The following is a 22,187-nucleotide window of genomic DNA, read 5'->3' as shown; positions in this document are numbered from 1 at the left end:
GTGTGCTGATGAAAGCTAATTTTTCGCCTAAAAAGATTTTAAATAATATTCAGGATTATTTTATAGAAATTTCAATGACTAAATTTGTTATTTATATGGTCTTAATCGCCTGGGCTTCTACAACAATTTTACCACTTTTATGGGTTGCAAATAATTCGTTTAGAACTACAACTCAAATTGTTGATGCTCCTTTTAGTCTACCTGATTCTTTTGATTTAGCTAATTATATCAATGCATCAGAGAGGATAAATATTTTAAACAGCTATAAGAACAGTTTAATTATGTCTGGAACAACAGTTTTGCTGGTTCTTTTATTTGGTGGGATGGCAGGCTATGTGATGGCAAGATTTAAATTTAGATTCCAGAATTTTATTAACAAAATGATAGTAGTTGCTTTAATGATTCCTGCTTTTGTAACAGTGGTTCCAGTTTATGAAATTTTTATTAAAATGGGGATTGTAAATACTTATTTAGCTTTAATTTTACCACATACAGCAGGGAATTTAGTTTTTGCAACTATGATGTTATCAGCTTATATGTCTTCAGTATCGACAGAAATTGAAGAAGCTGCTTTACTGGATGGTGCAAATAGATGGCAGATTTTTACCAGGATTTTTGTTCCCATTTCAAGACCTGCTTTTGCTACTGTAGGAATTTTTACTTTCCTCTGGTCCTATAATGATCTTTTTTCTGCTCTTGTGTTTGTGCCCAACAAAAGTGTGCAGCCTATAACAGTTTTATTAAACCAGGTTAAATCTCAGTATGGTACTGATCTTGGATTGCAGGCTACAGCAGTAATAGTAACAGTAATTCCTGTTTTACTGGTTTATATAATTTTACAGAAACATATAATAAAAGGATTAACTCAGGGAGCAGTTAAAGGCTAAAATTAACTATAGAAAGAGTGATAAAAGTTATGAAATATGGATATTTTGATAACAAAAATAGAGAATATGTAATTGAAAGACCCGATATACCGGTTTCCTGGACAAATTATTTGGGTACTAAAGATTTTTGCACAGTTATTTCGCAGAATGCAGGAGGTTATTCTTTTTATAAAAGTGCTGAGCATCACAGAATAACAAGATTTAGAGCCAATGCAATTCCTTTAGATAGACCGGGACATTATTTATATCTTCGTGATGAAGATGATGGTAACTATTGGAGTATTTCCTGGCAGCCAGTTGCAAAGGATTTAGATAAAGCAGATTATAAGGTTCGACATGGTTTATCGTATTCTAAATTCAAATGTAATTATCAGCAGATTGAAGCAGAGAAAAATATTTTTATTCCTCTGGATGATGATTTAGAAATTTGGGATTTAAAAATAAAAAATAATGATGATCTAAATAGACAGCTTAGTTTGTTTTCTTATCTAGAATTTTCTTTTCACGAGATTGAGATAGATAATCAAAATTTTCAGATGAGTTTATACTCTGCAGGAAGTAGTTATCAAAACGGAATAATAGAATATGATTTTTATTATGATCCCCGCAAATACCATTACTTTACTGCAAATTTTGAGGCTGACAGTTATGATTGTATACGTGATCAGTTTATCGGTAGCTATAGAGATGAATCAAATCCAATTGCTTTAGAAAGAGGTGTCTGCTCTAATAGCAGTAAAAAGGGTGGAAATCACTGTGCCTCATTAAATAAAAAATTCAATTTAGCTCCAGGAGAAGAAAAAAGATTTGTTTTGATTTTAGGTGTTGGAGGAAGAGAAAAAGCTAAAGCAATGCGAAAAAAATATTCTAATTTTCAAAATGTAGATAATGAATTTGCCCGATTAAATAGTTACTGGGATGAAAAACTTAGTAACTTTCAATGTAAGACACCACATCAGGATTTAAATACAATGATTAATACCTGGAACCTTTATCAGGCAGAAACCTGTGTTGTTTGGTCTCGTTTTGCTTCTTTTGTAGAAGTGGGAGGCAGAACCGGTCTGGGTTATCGTGATACTGCTCAGGATAGTTTGGCTGTTGCTCATACTAATCCTGACAAAACAAAAGAACGTTTAATTCAACTTCTTCGAGGCCAGACTTCTGGAGGATATGGACTTCATTTATTTGATCCAGATTGGTTTGATCGAGATTCGGAGGAGATAGAATTTGAATCTCCAACAGTTGTACCAGAACCTGATCTGGATGATCTGATTCATGGAATTAAGGATACCTGTTCAGATGATGCCCTCTGGCTTGTTGCATCTGTTTGTAATTATGTAAAAGAAACAAATGATCTAGAATTTTTTGAGAAGGTAATTACTTATGCTGATCAGGGTGAAGACACAGTTTATGAACATTTGAAAAAGATTCTAGACTTTTCAGCAGTACAGATTGGTATCACTGGTATTTGTAAAGGGCTAAGAGCTGACTGGAATGACTGTTTAAATCTTGGTGGAGGAGAAAGTGCAATGGTTTCATTTTTACATCATTGGGCCTTAGAAATATTTATTGAAACTGCCAATTTTTTAAATAGAGATCAGGATGTTGAAAAATATAGTGAAATAGCGAAGCAAGTAAAAAAATCCTGTGAGGAAAATCTCTGGGATGGAGGTTGGTATTTAAGAGGGATTACCGGAAGTGGTAATAAAATTGGTTCTAAAGAAAATAAAGAAGGAAAAGTTCATTTAGAATCAAATACCTGGGCTGTGATTTCTGGAGTAGCCTCCAAAAAACGAGCTCGTAAAGCGATGGATTCTGTTAATGAATATTTATATTCAGAATATGGTCTTCATTTAAATGCTCCTTCTTATACTGAACCGGATGATGAAATAGGATTTGTGACAAGAGTTTATCCGGGAATAAAAGAAAATGGTTCAATTTTTAGTCATCCCAATCCCTGGGCCTGGATAGCAGAAGCAAAACTTGGCAGAGGAAATAGAGCTATGAAATTTTATAATGCTCTCTTACCAGCAGCACAAAATGACCAAATTGAAATTAGAGAAGCTGAACCATATTCTTATTGTCAGTTTATTATGGGAAAAGATCACGAAGAATTTGGAAGAGCCAGACATCCCTGGTTAACCGGAAGTTCAGGCTGGGCTTATACAGCAGTTACAAAATGGATTCTCGGAGTTAGAAGTGATTATCAGGGACTTATTATTGACCCCTGTATTCCATCAGAATGGGATAGTTTTGAGGTGAAAAGAAAATGGAGAGGAGCAGAATATAATATAAAAGTGACCAATCCTGATAATATTGAAAAAGGTGTTAAAGAAATTTTATTAAACGGTATAGAAATAGCCGGGGTTATCCCTCAACAGGAAGAGGGATCTGTAAATGAAGTTAAGGTAAAAATGGGATGAAAGCGAGGGAGATTATGATAGAGTTTGGAACAGGTGGTTGGAGAGCAAAGATTGGTGAAGAATTTACAAAGACCAATATCCAGCTTCTAGCTCAGGCAATAGCAAATTTAATCTTTGAGCAGGAAGCTGAGTCCAAAGGATTTTTAATTGGATATGATAGAAGATTTTTATCAGATAAGGCAGCAAAATGGTTAACTGAAGTTTTAGCAGCCAATGGAATTAAGGTGTTTTTTATAGAGAGGATATCGCCTACCCCTTTAGTTATGTTTGGAGTTAAAGAATATGGAACATTTTATGGAGCAGCAATTACTGCCAGTCATAATCCAGCAGACTATAATGGAGTTAAGCTCTTTACTAAAGGTGGTAAAGATGCAACCGAAGAAGTAACAGATGAGTTAGAAAAAAAGATAAATCGGATGAATTTAATTGAAGCAAAAAGTATGGACTTTGAGCAGGCAAAAGCAGAAGGTTTAGTAGAAGAAATTGACCCATTTAATAAATATATTGATACAATTATCTCAATGATTGATACTGAAGCAATTAAAAATAGTAATATGAAAATTTTACTTGATCCAATGTTTGGAGTATCTAAAACATCTCTGCAGACAATTCTGATTACAGCTCGCTGTGAAGTAGAAACTATAAATGATCGGCATGATACATTATTTGGAGGACGCCTTCCATCTCCTAATACTCATACTTTAAACCGGCTTAAAAACATGGTAGTTGAGGGTAACTATGATTTAGGAATTGGAACTGATGGTGATGCAGATAGGCTAGGTATAATAGATGAGAAAGGAAATTTTATTCATCCTAATGATGTGCTTGCTTTATTATATTATTATTTATTAGAGTATAAAGGATGGTCTGGAGGAGTTGTACGTAACGTTGCTACAACTCATCTTTTAGATCAAATTGCAGATGCCTATGGAGAAAAATGTTACGAAGTTCCTGTAGGATTTAAACATATCAGTTCTACAATGGAGACTAAAAATGCTTTAATCGGAGGAGAAAGTAGTGGAGGTTTAACTATTAGAGGCCATATTAAAGGAAAAGATGGTATTTTTGCTGCCAGTATTTTAATAGAGATGTTAAGTGTTACCAAAAAAAGATTATCAGAGCTTTTAGAAATAGTTCAGCAGAAGTTTGGTTATTTTAAGGCAGCCGAAAGTGATCTGAGATTTACTGACAAAGAAAAAGCTACTTTAATCCAGAAGTTATTTATTGATAAAGAGTTACCAGAATTTGATTATGAGATTAAAGATATCAGTTATCAGGATGGTGTAAAAGTATACTTTAAAAATAAGGGTTGGATTATTGTTAGGTTTTCAGGTACAGAACCTTTGCTTAGAATTTTTGCAGAAATGGGTACAGCAGTTAAGGCAAGAGAACTAATCTTTCAGATGAAGAACTTTTTAGATTTAGAAAATTATAAATCTGTAATCTAAATTTTAAGTCCAGATATTTATCTGGGTTAGTGTAAAATAAAAGTGGGATTTAAGAATTGATTTATGTAAATAGGCAGGAATTTTAAAATAAATAAAGAAGGAGCCTCACAAGGACAATTCTAAAAGAAAGGAGTGAGGCCCCTTGGAACTTGATTTAAGAATATTACAAAACAAAAATAATTTCAAGGATGTAGAGAAAGAATTTTTTAGATTGGTCTGCAAACAGGCTCAAGAAACATTCAAAAAAATTTTAGAGAATATTGATCAAACTATCATGGAAAACAGAGACAAAGATAAATTTAAACTTAAAGATATCAAAAAGAGAACTATTGACACCCTTTTTGGTGATGTGACTATCGAAAGAAGATACTACAAAGATTCTAATGATGAGTTTAGATTTTTGCTGGATGAATATTTAAATATTCCTGCCAATGAAAGGCAGTCCCCTGCTTTAAAAGAAATAGCCCTGGATCTGGTCCAGGAACTGCCATATAGAAAGGCTGCAGATAAAATAGATAATATTTTAGAAGCTTCAGCCAGTCATACAGCCATTTTTAACTGGGTCCAGAGAGAAGGAGATAAGCTCAGTAAAGAAGCTGAAACAAAGCAGCTTGATTTCTTTAGAGATGGGCTGATACCAGATGATAAAGATGGAGATAGAAAAGAAATAGATCATCTTTTCGTAGAAGCAGATGGTATTCATATTCCACTTCAAAATGATGATAAAGAAAAAGGAGAACTCAAGCTTGGTATGAGTTATCAGGGGTGGGAAAAAAGACATCCTATGAGTGATGAATACAATTTGACTGGCAAAAAATATTATGGCGGAGTATTTAGCAGTGATGAGTTCTGGAAAGAAACTGCTGCAGAAATGTATGAAGACTACTCTTTCAGTAATGGCAGCATTTCAGTTTTATGTGGAGATGGAGCTGAATGGATAACAACAGGTAATGAATATATACCGCAGGTAAAGGTCAGATTTCTGGATGAATATCACTTAAACAAAAAGTTTTTTAGAAAGCTCGGCAGATCAGAGTTTGTTCCTAAATTACTGGATAATATAGAGGAAAATGATATAGATAAGCTAAGAGAAAATCTAAAGAAAGCAAGACAGTACAGGCATAAAGAAAAAGATAAAAAGAAAGTAGATCAACTCAAAAAATATCTCTTAAAAAATTGGGAATTTATTCGAGATAAAAAGCATAAACAAAAGAAAAAGGATTTAGGTTTACCTGAAGAAATAAGAGGACTTGGAGCGATGGAATCCAATATAGATAAAGTACTGGCCAATAGATTCAAAAAACGAGGTATGAGATGGTCTAGAAAAGGTGCCAGGAATTTAGCAAAGATAATAATAGCAGATAGAAATGATAGCTTAGAAAGGTATTTAAACAAGCTTAACTGGAAGTTTAAAACAGATGATTTAAGAAAAGTATATAACAATGTGCAGAAGAAATATTCCAGATCAGAATCTGAAGTATTAAGGGCTACAATGCCTGCTCTTAAAGGACCAAAATCAGGTCAGGACTGGGTTAAAGGACTAAAAAATATATCAGATCCAATGACAAATAACCCAATAATTTAACTGTTTAAATAGATTATGCTATCTATAGGAGAAGTATGTCTAAAAATAGTGTTAACCTAGAGCTGAAAAAATAAAGCTAATATTAACTAAGATTTAAGCTTAAAAATGAATCTAAATAAAGAAAACATAAGATTTTGTCTTTGTGAGGAAAAAGTCTCCCACAAAAGCTTGACACAAACTTTATCTGGACTTTTAGTTTTTTTTTAAAACAATTAATGTTATAATAAAATCAGAAAAGATGGAGATTGTAATCAACTTAGCTGAAAATATATTCTTGAGTGTTACAATCAACTTAAAGTAGATAGAATGGAGGTTTTATAATGAGAAGAGACGAACAGGTTTCTTTTTATTCTCATTTTGTTGGTTTTATTTTAGCATTAGTTGGACTGGTATTTTTAATTTTTAGAGCATTAGAAAGTCCTGATAAAATAATAGTTGCGGCGGTTTATGGTGCATCGGTCGCTTTTTTATTTCTGGCAAGCTCTTTATATCACGCCTTTAAAAAGAAGGATGATGAACAGTCAATCTGGCGTAAATTAGATCATTTTGCTATTTTTGTAATGATTGCTGGATCTTATACTCCGGTTGCTTATCTTTACTTAGAAGGCTGGCTTAAATGGACAATTATCGCCGTTCAGTGGGGATTGGTTTTAGGTGGATTCTTCCTAAAGTTTATGTATTTTAAAACTCCCAGAATTCTTTATACAATAGTTTATCTCTTAATGGGCTGGGTTGGTATTTTTGCTTTTCATCAGTTATTTATGACAATGCCTACTGCAAATCTTGTTCTGATGTTTGCGGGGGGTTTATCTTTTACAGCTGGAGCTGTATTTTATATATTAAAAAAACCAGAGCTTAGTCCTAATTTTGGTTTCCATGAAATTTTTCATTTTTTTATCTTAGCAGGTGGTATACTTCACTATCTGATGGTTTTTATAGCTCTGGGTTAATAGTTGATCAAGGAGGATATTGATGGAACTGGAAGAAAGTTTAATTGAGATTATTTCTTTAAGTGGAGAAGTTAAAAAAGAATTTTTAAAGGCAGTTAAGTATGCAAAAAATAACGAGTTTGCAAAGGCAGATGATATTTATAATCAGGCTGATGATAAACTTATTAAAGCTCATCTTAAGCAAACAGAGTTAATAAAAAAAGAAGCAGGTGGGGAAAAGATAGAAAGTAGTCTTTTACTTACTCATGCTCAGGATCATTTGATGACTGCTATTATGCTTAAAGATATGACAAGAGAATTTATGGATTTATATCAAAAAATTGAAGAATAATAATTTTTAGTTCTCCACTATCTATTAATAAATTTTCAGATAGTCTGGAGAACTTTTTTTATTAATTTTTAAATAAAATCAGGTCCTATTTGACCAATAGTCGAAAAAAATGTAAAATAGAATAAATAAAAAGGTTAGGTGATAATATGACAATTAAATTTACAGAAACTGTTTTAAGAGACGGACAGCAGTCTTTAATTGCAACACGTTTAAAAATAGAAGATATTTTACCAATTTTAGAAGATCTGGACCGGGCAGGTTATCATGCTTTAGAGGTTTGGGGAGGAGCAACTTTTGACAGCTGTATGCGTTTTCTGGAAGAAGATCCCTGGGAAAGACTGAGAAAGATTAAAAGTGTTGTTAAAAATACAAAGCTTCAGATGCTGTTAAGAGGTCAGAATATACTGGGATATAAACATTATCCAGATGATGTATTAGAGCGCTTTATTAAAAAATCAGTAGAAAATGGGATTGATATTATTAGAATTTTTGATGCTCTCAATGATATTCGTAATATGGAAAAAGCAATCGAATTTACCAAAAAATATGGAGCTGAAGCACAGGGATCAATTGTCTATACAACAGGTCCAATTCATAATATTAATACTTTTGTCAAAAAAGCTCAAACACTGGCCAAAACCGGAATTGATTCTTTATGTATCAAGGATATGGCAGGACTTTTAACTCCAGAGAAGGCTTATGATTTAGTAAAAATGCTCAAATCAAAACTGGATATTCCTATTGAACTACACAGCCATAACACTGCTGGTTTTGCTTTTATGACTTATTTAAAGGCTGTTGAAGCTGGAATTGATATTATTGATACTGCAATTTCTCCTTTTAGTTCAGGAACTTCACAGCCAACAACCGAAACAATGGCAGCAGCTATATCTGATTCTGAGTATAGTCATCAGTTAGATTTTTCAATTTTAGAAAACATAGGAGATTATTTTAGAGAAATAAGAAATAATTATCAGGAATATCTTGGCTCTTTTGAGGTTGATCCCAGAGTTATAGTAAATCAGATACCAGGTGGAATGCTTTCAAATTTAAGAAACCAGTTGAGAGAACAAAATCAGCTTGATAAATATAATGAAATTTTGGCAGAAATTCCATCTGTTAGAGAAGACCTTGGATTTCCTCCTCTTGTAACCCCGACTAGTCAGATTGTTGGTACTCAGGCAGTCTTTAATGTTGTTACAGGTAAAAGATATAATTTTGTTTCAAATGAGTTCAAAAATTATTTGCGTGGAATGTATGGCAATCCTCCAGGAGAAATAAACCCTGACTTAATTGAAAACATAATAGATAAAAATGAAGTTATAACAAATCGTCCTGCTGATAATCTGGAGCCAGTATATAATGAAGCTGCAGCAGAAATAAAAAATATTAGCACCAGGGAAGAAGATATCCTTTCATATATTCTTTTTCCAGAAGTAGCGGAAAGATTTTTAAAAGAAAAGAGATAAAAATATATGTTTATTAGCTTATTAGTTATATATTTTAGTTTGAATTTTATTGAAAACAGGAAGGTAAATAAATCGTTTTCGCGAATGTATTAAATAGAGGTAATTTAAGACCTTAATTATTAAAATTTGTGGAAGGAGAATTTACTGTGAATCAGAAAATAAAGGATTTACTCAGTCAAATGACTGTTGAAGAAAAAGCAGAAATTTGTTCTGGAGCCAGCTGGTGGAAAACTGCAGCTATTGACCGTTTAGAGATTCCGGAAATAATGATGTCAGATGGTCCTCATGGTTTAAGAACACAACCGGATGATGCAGATCACCTTGGTATTAACGAAAGTATTAAGGCAATTTGTTTTCCTACTGCTTCGGCGACTGCCTGTTCCTGGGATAGAAATCTTTTAAATAAAATGGGAGAAGCGCTAGGAGAGGAAGCCCAAACTGAGGGAGTACATATACTCCTGGGACCGGGAGTGAATATTAAAAGATCACCACTCTGCGGCCGTAATTTCGAATATTTTTCCGAAGATCCCCTACTTGCTTCAGAGCTGGCAACAGAATTTGTTAAAGGTGTACAGAGTCTGGGAGTTGGAACCTCTCTCAAACATTTTGCTGCTAACAATCAGGAACACAGACGACTTACCGTTGATGCACAAATTGATGAGCGGACATTAAGAGAAATTTATCTTTCAGCTTTTGAGAAAGTGGTCAAAGAAGCTCAGCCCTGGACAGTTATGTGCGCCTACAACAAGGTAAATGGTACACATGCTTCTGAACATAAAAGATTACTAACAGACATTCTTAAAGAAGAATGGGGACATCAGGGGTTTGTTGTTTCTGACTGGGGAGCAGTTAACTATCGTGATAAAGGTATTGCTGCTGGTCTGGAATTGGAAATGCCCTCCAGTCATGGTGATGGAAAAAAGGCTATAATTGATGCAGTTGAAGCAGGAAACTTAAGTGAAGATAGTCTCAACCGAGCTGCTGAGAGAGTTTTAAAGATTGTTTTTAAGGCAATAGAGAATGAAACTGATTATTTAAATTATAACAAGGATCAGCACCACAAATTAGCTAGAGAAATTGCAGCGGATTCCATGGTTCTATTAAAGAACAAAAATCAAATTTTACCGTTATCAGAAAAGGAAAGTTTTGGTGTTGTTGGCGCTTTTGCTAAAAAACCTCGCTTTCAGGGTGGTGGTAGTTCACATATTAACCCTTACCAGATCGATAAAGCTTATGAAGAAATTAATAAATTCATCGAGGGAGAACTTCCTTATGCAGAGGGTTATTCGCTTGAGAGTGATCAAGATGATGCTAAGTTAATTGCTAGCGCCAAAGAGCTGGCAGAAAAGGTTGAGAAAGTAATAATTTTTGCTGGTCTTCCGGACCGCTATGAATCAGAGGGTTATGATAGGGATACACTGGCTATTCCTCCCAATCAGAATCGCTTAATTGAGGAAATATTAGAAGTTAACAAAAATGTGGTTGTAGTATTAAGTAATGGTTCTCCTATAATAATGCCCTGGCTCGATAAGGTAAAAGGAGTACTGGAAGGATACTTAGCTGGTCAGGCTGGTGGAGGAGCGGTGGCTGATATTTTATTTGGTCATGTCAATCCTTCTGGTAAACTGGCTGAGACCTTCCCACAAAAATTGAGTGACAACCCTTCTTATTTATTTTTTCCGGGAGAAAAGGATACGGTAGAATACAGAGAGGGAATTTTTGTCGGTTATCGCTATTATGATAGTAAAAAAGTTGAACCGCTTTTCCCATTTGGATATGGTTTAAGTTATACTGATTTTGAATACAGTGATTTAAAGCTTATGAAACAAGAAATTACAGATAAAGAAACTTTGAATTTACGCCTAAAGGTTAAAAATACAGGTGAGATATACGGGAAAGAAGTTATACAGCTTTACGTATCAGATCCTGAGAGTACAGTAATTAAGCCGGCAAAAGAGTTAAAAGAATTTGCTAAAATTGAATTAGAACCAGGACAGGAAAAGATCGTTGAGTTTGAACTGGACAAAAGGGCTTTTGCCTATTACAATACCGAAATTGATGACTGGTATGTAGAAAGTGGAGACTATGAAATTCTTATTGGAGCTTCTTCCAGGGATATTAGATTAGTGGAAACAGTTAAAGTAAAATCAACTGTTGAGCTTCCTAATCAATACACAATCAATACCAACATTGGTGATATTACAGCTAATCCAGAAGGGCAAAAATATTTTAATCAGCTGCTTAGTGAATATCTTAAAGGTTCAGAATTAATGGAGAGACTGGAAAACAGAGATGATGAGATGCTGGAGGCGATGCTTAAATACATGCCTCTGCGCAGTCTAGCAATGTTTTCCGAAGGTGTTGTAAGTCGTGAGGAAATTGAAGAGATGGTTGATAAATTAAATAAAAATCTTTAGGAGTGAAATATATGAGTTATTTATGGACAACAATTAAAGTTAAAGATTTTGAAGAATCAATAGAATTCTATCAGGAGATAGTAGGATTAGAATTACAGAGAAAATTTGAGGCTGGTCCGGAACGCGAGATTGCCTTTCTGGCAGCAGCTGCTGGAGAAACAGAAGTTGAATTGATTACAGATCAGGGAAAAGAAAATGTTGATATTGGTTCGGATATTTCTCTGGGATTTGAAATTGATTCAGTAGCAAAAAAAATAGAATTTTTAAAAGAAAAGGGTATTAAAATAGAAAGTGGCCCTGTTGCTCCCAACCCTGAAATTGAATTCTTTTATGTTCTTGATCCAAATGGAGTTAAAATTCAGTTTGTAGAAAATAAATAGATTTTTTAAGTCTGCTGATTAATTTCGGTAGACTTTTCTCTTTTTAAAAGGATTGTTCTTTTTTATCGCGAAATAATAATATAAAGGAAAATAAAGTATTAAAAGTTAATGATTTTACGACAAAAATTGACAAAATATTTTGAAAAAAGAGGTGGCTTTATGGCTGATAAAAACAGGTTATTTAGGATTATAAAAACAATTATGCTTTTAAATGAACCTTATAAACATTGGGAGGCTAAAGATTTTGCGGAGTATTTTGAGGTTTCCGAAAGGACTTTCCACCGGGATAAAAAAGTGATGGAAGAACTGGGGGTTCCAATTTATTATGATAATCATCTTAAAGAGTATAAAATTCTGGATAACTTTCGTTTTAAAGCTCCAAACTTAGATCAACAAGAAACAGAAGCAGTTCTCTTGGCAGCAAAGGAATATCAAAATCGTAGTTTTCCGATGAAAAAAGAACTTGAATCAGGGCTTGCAAAAGTCTATAATTCTCTGCCGGAATTTCTAAAAAGTAGTATGGGCAGTTACATAAAAAATTATGAAATTATATCAGATCCATTTGTTGAGTTGAAAGAACATCAGCAAAAATTTGATAAATTAAAGGAAGCTATTAACGAAGAAAAGAAAATTGAAGTAAATTATTATTCAATGAGTAGCAATCAGACAACCAAAAGGAAACTTGACCCTTATAATTTATTTTTTAATAATGGTGCTCCCTATCTTTATGCCTTCTGTCATTTGCGGGATGAGAAAAGAATATTCAGGATAGATAGAATTAAAGAAATTAAACTGACAACAGAAACTTATGAGCTGCCAGATAATTTTTCACTTGCAGAAGAGCTTGAGAATGCCTGGGGAGTTGAACAGGGTAAGGAGGAGATGGAAGTAGAAATAAAATTCAGCGGTAGAGCAGCCCGCTTTGTTCCCGAATATCACTGGAGTGACAGCCAGGAAATTAAAAATATTAGTGAAAATGAAATAATTTTTAAAGTTAAAACCGGCAGTTGGGAAGAAATAAAGAAGTGGATTTTAGGTTATGGGTCTGAGGCTGAAGTATTAAAGCCAGAGAAACTGAGAGCAGAAATAAAGCAGGTAATAGAAGAAATGATAGAAAATTATTAAAAAAACAGCTGTTTGTGACATAGGAGTGTCAGTGGGAGATGGTAAGATAAAACTGTGAAATTATTCAATCCTTATTTTAGTGGATTAATTTCACTAATTAAAAACATATTTCAAACTTTATTTTATTAGCAACATAATTATATCAAAAATTAAAAGAAAAATAAATTATTTGAATATTTTGATTTGAGGTGATATACTTAAATTAAGTTAATTAATACTTATTAATAACATTAAAATATAAATTAAACGGAGGTGTTAATGTGATTCATGCTTTAAAAGCTATGGGTGATTATGTTCAAGCAAAAACTGAGTCAAGTTTTTTAAGTCAGGTGGTAGAAAATCCTAACTCTAATGGAAAATATAATACTGTTTTAGTAGTTTTATTTAACAACGACGATGATGAATTAAAATATCAGGAAATACAGATGGAAGAATTCACAAAGAATAAATTGGATAAATATGCATATGTTTATGGAAATCCACGTGGAGGAGATTTAACTCCAACTTCTAAGATCACTAAATTAGATTCGACTTATTCCAGAATTCAGAGACCTTTAAAAAAATTAGTCAAGAAAATAGAAAAACAGGATGATTTAAATAAGGAAGAACAAATAATAGTTGATATTTATAATCTGTTTCAGGATGAAGATTTAAGTGATGAAATTTATCAAGAACTAGAAAAGATTTCTTATGATGATAATGCTGTTTTAACTATTGGTGTGAAAACAAATGAACGGATTAAATATGTAGGAGATTTTAATAAATTTACTGATTCACTTTTGGATAAATACGAAAAAGGATTTTACTTCAAAAAATCTTATAATAAGGCAGAAAAAAATTCAGTTGGTAAAAATAATAAGTGCTATATTTGTTCTAAAGAAAAAGAAGAAACTTATGGTTATGTAGGAACATTTGCGTTTTATACTTTAGATAAACCAGGTTTTACCACGGGTGGATTCAACCGTGGAGAAGCCTGGAAAAACTATCCTGTTTGTTCAGATTGTGCCAGGACTTTAGACTCAGGCAAAAAATATCTTGAGGAAAATTTAAGTTCAAGGTTCAGTGGGATAAATTATTTTATTATTCCTAAAACAATTTTTGAATCAGAAACAGAAACTGAAGAAATGTTTGAAATACTTAAAGATTTAGAAGATAAGAAAAAACTGTCATTAAAAAAGGATAATAAAAAGTCCTTGTCTGGTTCTCAAGATGATCTCTTTCAGATGATGAGTGAATTTAAGAATTATGTTAATTTTAATTTAATGTTTTATGAAGAAATTAATAGTGCTTTTAGAATTTTGTTATATGTTGAAGATGTTTTACCCTCTTATATTCAGAAAATATTTGCTGCCAAAGATGAAATAGATAGAAATAATTTATTTACTAATTTACAGGGGAAAGATGGACCTTTTAAACTTTCTTTTACTTTTAATACAATTAGTAATTTCTTTTATGTTAATCAAAGAGGAAAACAGGATTTTACAAAAAGTTTTTTAGAGATCACAAATAGTATTTTTTCAGAGAAAAGTATTTCCTATGATTTATTAATTAATAGGTTTATAGATCATATTAGAGAAAAGTTTGTTAATAATCAGTCATACTGGCTTGATACTTTAAAGGCTCTGCAGATTTTAAAGTTTTTAAATAAATTAGATTTATTAAATCAGAAAGGAGAGGGGGAAAAATTTATGCCAACCGTTGATAGTGAATATAAGAAAAATATTGTTAATTTTCTGGATACTCATCATGATGTGCTGAATACTAACAGTAAAAAACTAGTTTTTCTAGAAGGGGTTTTAGCTCAGAAGCTCTTAAATATTCAGGGTGTTGAAAGGAATGGTTCACAACCATTTAGGGCTAGATTAAATGGTCTTAAACTCAATGAAAAAATAATCAAAAGACTTTATACAGAAATTATTAATAAATTAGAAGAATATAATAAAAATTATTATAAACATTTAGAAGAGCTGATTGCAGATTATATTTTAGAAAGTAATTTATCTGAAATTAGTAATAATGAAATTTCATTTTATTTTGTAACCGGTATGAACCAGGCTAATAAATTTAATTTTCAAAAATCTGAGGAGGAATAAAAATGGCTGTTATTAATCAAAGAAGTGAATTAGTTTTTTTATATGATATTAAGGATGCTAACCCAAATGGTGATCCTTTGGATGCTAACAAGCCAAGGATTGATGAAGAAACAGGAATTAATCTGGTTACTGATGTAAGGCTTAAACGTACTATTAGAGATTATTTATTTGATTACAAAGGTTTTAATGGTGAAGATGGAAAGGATATTTTTGTTAGAGAGATTAAAAATGATGATAAAAGTATTCAGGACGGCAAAGAAAGAGCCAAAGATTTTAAAGAAGATCCAAAAAAAGTTTTAGATCAATGTATAGATGTCAGAATGTTTGGCGGGGTAATTCCTCTAACTGGTGACTCTATAACCTATACCGGCCCTGTACAGTTTCAGATGGGTAGATCTCTAAATAAAGTAGAGTTAAAATATATTAAAGGGACAGGAGCTTTTGCCTCCGGAGCTAATAAAACTAAAAAAACATTTAGAGAAGAATATGTAGTTCCTTATTCTTTAATTGGGTTTTATGGAATTATTAATGAAAATGCTGCTCAAAGCACTGAATTAACCCAGAATGATGTTGCATTATTAATGGAAGGTGTCTGGAAGGGAACTAAAAATTTAATTACTCGTTCTAAAGTTGGACAGACACCAAGAATGTTATTAAAAGTAAATTACAGTGAAGAAAATTATTTTATCGGTGAATTAAAAAATTATATTAAGTTAGCTACTGATTTAAGAGAAGAGGAAATTAGAGATACTTCTGATTATAAATTAGATGTCAGTGACTTATTATCAGTAATTGAAGCTAATTCAGAAAAAATCGAAAGTGTTGAATTTAAAGTTAATCCCAGGGTTGCATTTATAAGAGATTCTAATAAAATTAATCTGAATGATCTTGATTTATTTAAAGAGCTAGATTTTTAAACTAAATACCAATCTTTGGGTGAGCCTCATTGGTTCACCTGAAGATTTATAGAAAGGAGAAGGATAATGAATAGAGCATTAGTTTTTGATATCTGGGCAGATTATGCACATTTTAAAAAATATTATACTACAACTTCACCTTTGACTTTTTCTATCCCACCAAAAACTACTTTATATGGAATAGTTTCTGCAATTTTGGGGTTTTCAAAAGATGAATATTTAAATTATTTTCAGGAAGGTCAGTGTAAAATAGCTGTACAGATTAAAAATCCCGTAAAAAAAACCAGGATAAATTTAAATTTAATTGATACGAAAAAAGCTGCTTTAATGTCGCAAATAAAAACCAGAACTCAAATTAAAACTGAATTCTTAAAAGATGCTAAATATAGAATATATTTTATGCATAAGAACAAAGGTTTATATAATAATCTTAAAGAAAAATTAAAAAATCATAAAAGTGTATATTCAATTTCTTTAGGATTAAGTGAAAATCTTGCTAACTTTAAGTACATTGAAGAAATAGAGCTAAAAAAAATAACAGAAAATAGCTGGCAGGAAATTAACACTGTTATACGAATTGATAAGGAGAATATCAGCAAAGGCGATATAGACTTTAGTCAGAATAATCGTGAGTATTTTAGTGATAAAATTGCTGTAGAGATGAAAAGTGATAGAACTGTAACTGATTATGCGCAGGTTTTATTTGAAAGAAGTGGTAGAAGCATTAAAGCAAATGTTAACCAGTATTATAAGGATTCCAATAACAATAGTCTTTTATTTCTATAATATAAGAAAGGAAAATTATATGATTTATTCCCATCCAGATAAATTATTAATTGATCATCTAAATAATGTATATAAGTTAGGTAAAGAAATTTTTTTGAGAAAAAAATTAAATTTTGATAACCAAGAGGAAATTGAAAAGGCATTAGCAATTATTTTATTAGCTCATGATTTTGGAAAAGCGACAGATTATTTTCAACAAAAATTAAAAGAGAGCTCTCAAAATAATGCAGAATCAAGTAAGCAAATTGAATTTAATTTGGAATTAAGTAAGCACAGTCATATTTCGGCTTTATTAGCCTATCAGTTTGCAGAACAGATTTTGGAAGATAAAACTTTAGTTTGGATTGTTTTTATAAATATTTATCGACATCACAGTAATTTTAAAGACTTAGATATTATGCTTAAGTTTGATGATAGTGACTGGCTAAAATTGGAAAAACAATTTAGATCTTTAGATTTAAATGAACTGGATAAAATAACTGCTGAGATTAGTGATTTTGATTTTAAACCATCATCAATTGATTTTGATGAATTAAAAAATAATTTTACAAACTGGAGATTCAGAAAAAAATTAAGAACTTTTAAAAATAATTCCAGTAAAGATTTTAATTATTATTTAATTTCTAATTTACTGTTTTCCATTTTGATTTTTGCTGACAAAGCAGAAGCTATATTTTATAGTAAAGGGTATAGTTTTGAAGACCTAAAAAAAGTAACATTAAACAGGAAAAATTTACCGGGTGATCTAGTAGATAATTATAGGAAGATAAAAGGCTGGGATCAAGCAGATAGTAAAATTAATCAGAGAAGAAATGAGATTTATGATGAAGTTATTGATCAAGTTGAAAATCTTAATTTTAAAGATGAACGTATTTTATCTGTAAACGTTCCAACAGGAGCTGGAAAAACTATTTCTGTTCTTTCTGCTGCTTTAAAGTTGAGGAACAGAACTTTTCAAGATTTTAGAATAATATATGCACTACCATTCACCTCAATAATTGATCAGAATTATGATGTGTTTTTAGATGTCTTAAATCATTCAACTATTAAAGCAGATAGTACATCGATTATCAAACATCATTATCTAAATGCAAAAGAATATTATTTTAATGAAGAAGAGAAGGAAAGTCAGAAATTAGATTACGATATTGCAAGGCATTTAATAGAGAGCTGGCAGTCGGAAATAGTTGTGACAACATTTGTTCAGCTACTGCATTCAATCTTTTCTAACCGAAACCGCAGTTTGATAAAGTTTAATAATATTAGTAACTCAATTATTATTTTAGACGAAGTACAAAATATCCCCCATAAATATTGGAAGCTCATTAAAGAATTTTTATCAGATATGGCTGAAAAATTAAATTGTTATTTTATCTTTCTAACTGCTACAATGCCCTTAATTTATAATGAGAACAAGAAAGAAATTAAAGAATTAGCAATAAGTAAAAAAGAACATTTTAATTTCTTCGATCGAATAAATTTGGACACCAGTATGTTCGACCAGTCGCTGACTGTAGATCAATTTAAAGATTATATAGAGGAAGAACTTATAGAATTTAATAATCAAGGATTTTTAATTATTCTCAATACAATTAAGAGTTCAATTGAGTTATATAATCATATTGAAAAATTAATTAGTGAGGAAGTTATAGAAGGAGACTTAATCTATTTATCAACCAATATTATCCCTAAGGAGAGACAGAAAAGAATAAATGAAATTGGTAAGCAAAGAAGACAGATTATAGTTTCTACTCAGATGGTGGAAGCAGGGGTGGATATTGATTTAGATAGAGTTTACAGGGATTTTGCGCCCCTGGATTCTATTAATCAGTCCTGTGGTAGATGTAATAGAAACTTTGATCCAGATAGTAAGGGCATAGTTAAATTAATTAGATTAATAAATGAAAATCATAATAATAAAGAATATGCTTCTTATATTTATGATGGTTTTTTATTAAAGATTACTTCTGATATTATTACTGAACTACCTGATATAGTTGGAGAAAAGTATTTTTTTGAGATGAATCAAAAATACTTCAATAAAATAGATCAACTAAAAAGTGATGATAATTCAGAAGCATTAATTAGTAAAATTAAGAACTTGAAATATGAAAAATCTTTTTTTAAAGATGAAAAAGGAGAAATATTTAGGTTAATTGCTGATGATTATAATACAGTAAATTTATTTATGGCTGCAGATGAAGAGTCTCAAGAACTTTGGGAAGACTATAAAGAAATCAGTGCTTTAGAAAGTAATAATATTGAAGATTTTATGAATAAAAAATCTAAATTCGAAAATATAAAAAAAGAATTTCTATCATATGTAATTACTATTCCTAAATTTACTGCTGAAAAACACATTGAAGATGAACAATTAAAAAATAACTTTAATTATATAAGCCCTTTTCAAATTGAAGATGTATATAATTTAAGTACAGGATTTAAGAGAGGTAAAATTGAAAGAGAAACCTTTTTCTAATTAATTATTAGGATGTGAAAACCATGCAGCTAATTATTAATACCTACGGCAGTTATCTTCATGTTAAACAGAGTTCCTTTGAAATAAAAGCCGATGGTAAAAAGAATAGAGTTTCTGCCAAAAAAGTAGATTCAATCTTAATCACTACAGGTGCTGCTATTAGTAGTGATGCAGTAAAATTGGCTCTTGAAAATAATATTGAAGTTCAATTTCTTGATCATTTTGGCAGATCAATGGGGAAAATCTGGCACTCTAAATTAGGCAGTACTACTTATATTAGGCGCCGTCAGCTTGAACTTGCTGATAATGAAGAAGGTAGTGACTTGATTAAAGAAATAATGGTAGAAAAAGCTGAAAACATGATTAAACACCTTTATGATTTGGGAATTAAAAGGGGTGAAGATAAGCAAAATTATTTATTTGAAACAATAGAAGAAATGGAAAAAATAAAAGTTAAAATACCGAAACTAACAGGCCCAGTAGAAATGATGAGAAATTCTATTATGGGTTATGAAGGGAATATTTCGAAAAAATATTTTGATGCTCTAAATTATCTTCTATCAGATCGTTATAAGTTTAAAAAGAGGACTTTTAGACCTGCTGAAGATGAATTTAACTGTTTATTAAATTATGGTTATGGTGTTTTATACGGAAAGGTAGAAAAGGCTTTAATAATTGCTGGATTGGATCCTTACGTTGGTATTTTACATACTGATGGGTATAATAAAAAGTCTTTTGTTTTTGACTTTATAGAAATTTACAGACATCACATTGATCGGATAGTTATGAAGTTATTTAGCCGTAAAAAGGTGAGAAAATCTCATTTTGATGAGATTAAAGGTGGTGTTACTTTAAATAAAGAAGGTAAAGAAGTTTTTCTAACCGCTTTAAATAAATATTTTGATCAAAGTATCTACTACAAAGGCAGACAGATTAAAGTAAATAATATTATTCAATTCGACTGTCATAATCTGGCGAATAGAATTATTGAGGATGGTGATTAAATGCTTGTCTGGTGTATTTATGATATTGTTGAAGATAAAGTTCGCAAAAAGATTTCTGATAAAGCAATTGAGCAGGGATTATATAGGGTACAAAAATCAGTTTTTGCTGGGAATATAGATAGTAACTTACTTGATGAATTAGTTGTTTATTCAGATGATTTAATAAATCCAGATGATGATTCAGTTTATATTTTTCCAATGTGCCAGGAGGATTTTAAAAAAATTGAATTGCTAGGGCAAGCATTTAATAAAGCTAAAGTTAATGATGAGCTTCAGAGTTTATTTAATTAGGAGTTTTATAAATGAGTGAAAATATTAGTTTGACTCCAAGTATAGTTATGGAATATTTATACTGCCCTCGTTTTATTTATTATATGCTTTATCTGAAAATATCTCAGCATGAAGGAAGAAGATATAAAGTGCAGCGGGGTAAAAGTTCTCATCAGAGAAAATTGAAGGTTAACAAATCTTATTTAAGAAAAAAGATTGGTGTTAAAGAAAAAATTCTTGATGAAAAATTATATTCAACAAAATATAATATTCATGGTATTGTTGATGAAATTTTGTTTTTAGAAGATGGAACTGCTGCTTCATTAGATTACAAATTTGCTAAATATAAAGAGCGGATGTTTTTAACCCATAAATATCAGGCGGCAATGTATTCTTTGATGATTAAAGATAACTACAATACAGAAGTAAAAAAGGCTTTTATTGTTTATATAAGAAGCAAGAGTAAATTAGTAGAGATTGATATAAAAGATAAAATATATAATGATTTGCAGATTATTTTAAATGAAATCATCAATATAATTCAAAAAGGATATTTTCCCAAAAGAACAAAATATAAAAGTAGATGTCGAGACTGCACTTATAGAAATATTTGTATAAAATAGTCAGGGGGAATTAGGGTGGAAATTAAGCTTACAAAATTAAGTTATGAATTAGAGGACGATCTTCCTGTTAGATATGGACACAAATTGCGAGGTTATTTTGCGAACAAATTTAAAGATGTTTTATTTCATCAGCACAAAAAAGATGGTAGTTTAAGGTATAAATATCCTTTGATTCAATATAAAATCATTGATAATAAGCCTTTAATAATCGGTTTGGGTGAAGGAGCAGAAAAAATAATTAATAATTTTTTAGATATTGATGAACTGAGATTTGAAAATGAAGTATATATTAATCCTGCGGGAAGATTAAATTTAGATCAGGAAGAATTATTTATTAATAATAATTATGACATGCCTGTCTACAAGTATAATTTTATCACTCCCTGGCTAGGATTAAGTCAAAAAAATTATAAAAAATATAGAAACAATTATCTTGATACTACCACGAAAGAAAAAATGAAATTCTTAAAAAGATTAATCATTGGTAATATACTGAGTTTTGCTAAGGGAATAGACTGGTGGATTGAAGAAGAGATAGTAGTGGAAGCAAAATTAGAGGAGGTGTCAGTTAAATTCAAAAATAAAGAGATGATTGGCTTTAAAGGTTATTTCTTCAGCAATATTTATTTGCCGGAATTTATAGGGTTAGGAAAATCTACTAGCAGAGGTTTTGGAACTATCAGTAGAGAAAAAATTCTTGATTAGGCTTGTTTTGAGACTAGAAATTTTATAAAATATAACTAAGAAAGAGTAAAAATTATAAATTCTGAGGCAAAATTATTTTTCTTAAAAGAACTGAACCTTGATAATCCAATAAATAGCAATTTGGTCAAAATGGTCAAAGTTGCGGGATTTGGTGTAATTATAGTTATTTTTATGGGATTATTTGAGAAAAAATATATATAAAAATTCTAGATGAAATGCTATAGTGACTGTCATAAAGGTTAGTTTGAGTTATATCGGGTTCCAGTGACTAATCCATTAGAATAAGGATTGAAAC

General features: G+C 31.0%; 18 protein-coding genes. All 18 read left to right on the top strand.

The genetic code is table 11. The features are described from left to right. Positions 1-8: 8 nt before the first annotated feature. The 18 genes from BW929_RS12975 to BW929_RS12890 all read left to right on the top strand — a co-directional run bounded on the left by BW929_RS12975 (position 9) and on the right by BW929_RS12890 (position 21,892). Positions 9-887: a carbohydrate ABC transporter permease gene (locus BW929_RS12975; RefSeq protein WP_076545916.1), complete on the top strand. Its 879-nt coding sequence runs from the start codon at positions 9-11 to the stop codon at positions 885-887. A 29-nt stretch (positions 888-916) separates the two neighbouring features. Further along, entirely contained in the window at positions 917-3,310 is a 2,394-nt protein-coding gene (locus BW929_RS12970) for a glycoside hydrolase family 94 protein (protein WP_076545915.1), read from the top strand. A 14-nt stretch (positions 3,311-3,324) separates the two neighbouring features. Then, positions 3,325-4,758 (top strand): phosphoglucomutase/phosphomannomutase family protein, encoded by a 1,434-nt coding sequence (locus tag BW929_RS12965; RefSeq protein WP_076545924.1) that lies wholly within the window; start codon positions 3,325-3,327, stop codon positions 4,756-4,758. A gap of 142 nt (positions 4,759-4,900) precedes the next feature. Next, complete coding sequence (locus BW929_RS12960; RefSeq protein WP_076545914.1) at positions 4,901-6,343, top strand: ISLre2 family transposase; 1,443 nt, start codon at positions 4,901-4,903, stop codon at positions 6,341-6,343. A gap of 320 nt (positions 6,344-6,663) precedes the next feature. Then, the gene (trhA, locus tag BW929_RS12955; protein ID WP_076545913.1) at positions 6,664-7,293 is read left to right on the top strand and encodes a PAQR family membrane homeostasis protein TrhA; all 630 of its coding nucleotides are present in this window, start codon (positions 6,664-6,666) and stop codon (positions 7,291-7,293) included. Positions 7,294-7,315: 22 nt separating this feature from the next. Beyond that, positions 7,316-7,624 (top strand): PTS sugar transporter subunit IIA, encoded by a 309-nt coding sequence (locus BW929_RS12950; RefSeq protein WP_076545912.1) that lies wholly within the window; start codon positions 7,316-7,318, stop codon positions 7,622-7,624. A 146-nt stretch (positions 7,625-7,770) separates the two neighbouring features. Beyond that, complete coding sequence (locus BW929_RS12945; protein WP_076545911.1) at positions 7,771-9,093, top strand: pyruvate carboxylase subunit B; 1,323 nt, start codon at positions 7,771-7,773, stop codon at positions 9,091-9,093. Positions 9,094-9,272: 179 nt separating this feature from the next. Next, entirely contained in the window at positions 9,273-11,510 is a 2,238-nt protein-coding gene (locus BW929_RS12940; protein ID WP_407645388.1) for a beta-glucosidase, read from the top strand. An 11-nt stretch (positions 11,511-11,521) separates the two neighbouring features. Further along, the gene (locus tag BW929_RS12935; protein ID WP_076545909.1) at positions 11,522-11,890 is read left to right on the top strand and encodes a VOC family protein; all 369 of its coding nucleotides are present in this window, start codon (positions 11,522-11,524) and stop codon (positions 11,888-11,890) included. Between the two features lie 159 nt (positions 11,891-12,049). Next, the gene (locus BW929_RS12930) at positions 12,050-13,015 is read left to right on the top strand and encodes a helix-turn-helix transcriptional regulator (protein WP_076545908.1); all 966 of its coding nucleotides are present in this window, start codon (positions 12,050-12,052) and stop codon (positions 13,013-13,015) included. A gap of 260 nt (positions 13,016-13,275) precedes the next feature. After that, a complete protein-coding gene (locus BW929_RS12925; protein WP_076545907.1) occupies positions 13,276-15,108 on the top strand; it encodes a TIGR02556 family CRISPR-associated protein in 1,833 nt (610 codons plus the stop codon). Between the two features lie 2 nt (positions 15,109-15,110). After that, positions 15,111-16,025 (top strand): type I-B CRISPR-associated protein Cas7/Csh2, encoded by a 915-nt coding sequence (gene cas7b / locus BW929_RS12920; protein ID WP_076545906.1) that lies wholly within the window; start codon positions 15,111-15,113, stop codon positions 16,023-16,025. Positions 16,026-16,091: 66 nt separating this feature from the next. Next, positions 16,092-16,811, top strand: a complete 720-nt coding sequence (cas5b, locus tag BW929_RS12915) for a type I-B CRISPR-associated protein Cas5b (protein ID WP_076545905.1) — start codon at positions 16,092-16,094, stop codon at positions 16,809-16,811. Beyond that, on the top strand, positions 16,738-19,290 hold the full coding sequence (gene cas3, locus BW929_RS12910) for a CRISPR-associated helicase Cas3' (protein ID WP_233493703.1): 2,553 nt from the start codon (positions 16,738-16,740) through the stop codon (positions 19,288-19,290). The genes cas5b and cas3 overlap by 74 nt, the downstream gene beginning before the upstream one ends. A 23-nt stretch (positions 19,291-19,313) precedes the next feature. Continuing rightward, on the top strand, positions 19,314-20,294 hold the full coding sequence (cas1, locus tag BW929_RS12905; RefSeq protein WP_076545904.1) for a CRISPR-associated endonuclease Cas1: 981 nt from the start codon (positions 19,314-19,316) through the stop codon (positions 20,292-20,294). After that, the gene (gene cas2, locus BW929_RS12900) at positions 20,295-20,585 is read left to right on the top strand and encodes a CRISPR-associated endonuclease Cas2 (protein WP_076545903.1); all 291 of its coding nucleotides are present in this window, start codon (positions 20,295-20,297) and stop codon (positions 20,583-20,585) included. It abuts the gene before it with no gap. An 11-nt stretch (positions 20,586-20,596) separates the two neighbouring features. Continuing rightward, the gene (gene cas4 / locus BW929_RS12895; protein ID WP_076545902.1) at positions 20,597-21,187 is read left to right on the top strand and encodes a CRISPR-associated protein Cas4; all 591 of its coding nucleotides are present in this window, start codon (positions 20,597-20,599) and stop codon (positions 21,185-21,187) included. A 15-nt stretch (positions 21,188-21,202) separates the two neighbouring features. After that, complete coding sequence (locus BW929_RS12890; RefSeq protein WP_076545901.1) at positions 21,203-21,892, top strand: CRISPR-associated endonuclease Cas6; 690 nt, start codon at positions 21,203-21,205, stop codon at positions 21,890-21,892. Positions 21,893-22,187 lie beyond the last annotated feature (295 nt).

The sequence above is a fragment of the Halanaerobium kushneri genome, assembly GCF_900156285.1.
GTDB classification, from domain to species: Bacteria; Bacillota; Halanaerobiia; order Halanaerobiales; family Halanaerobiaceae; genus Halanaerobium; species Halanaerobium kushneri.
This window is presented reverse-complemented; position numbering and strand designations above follow the sequence as displayed.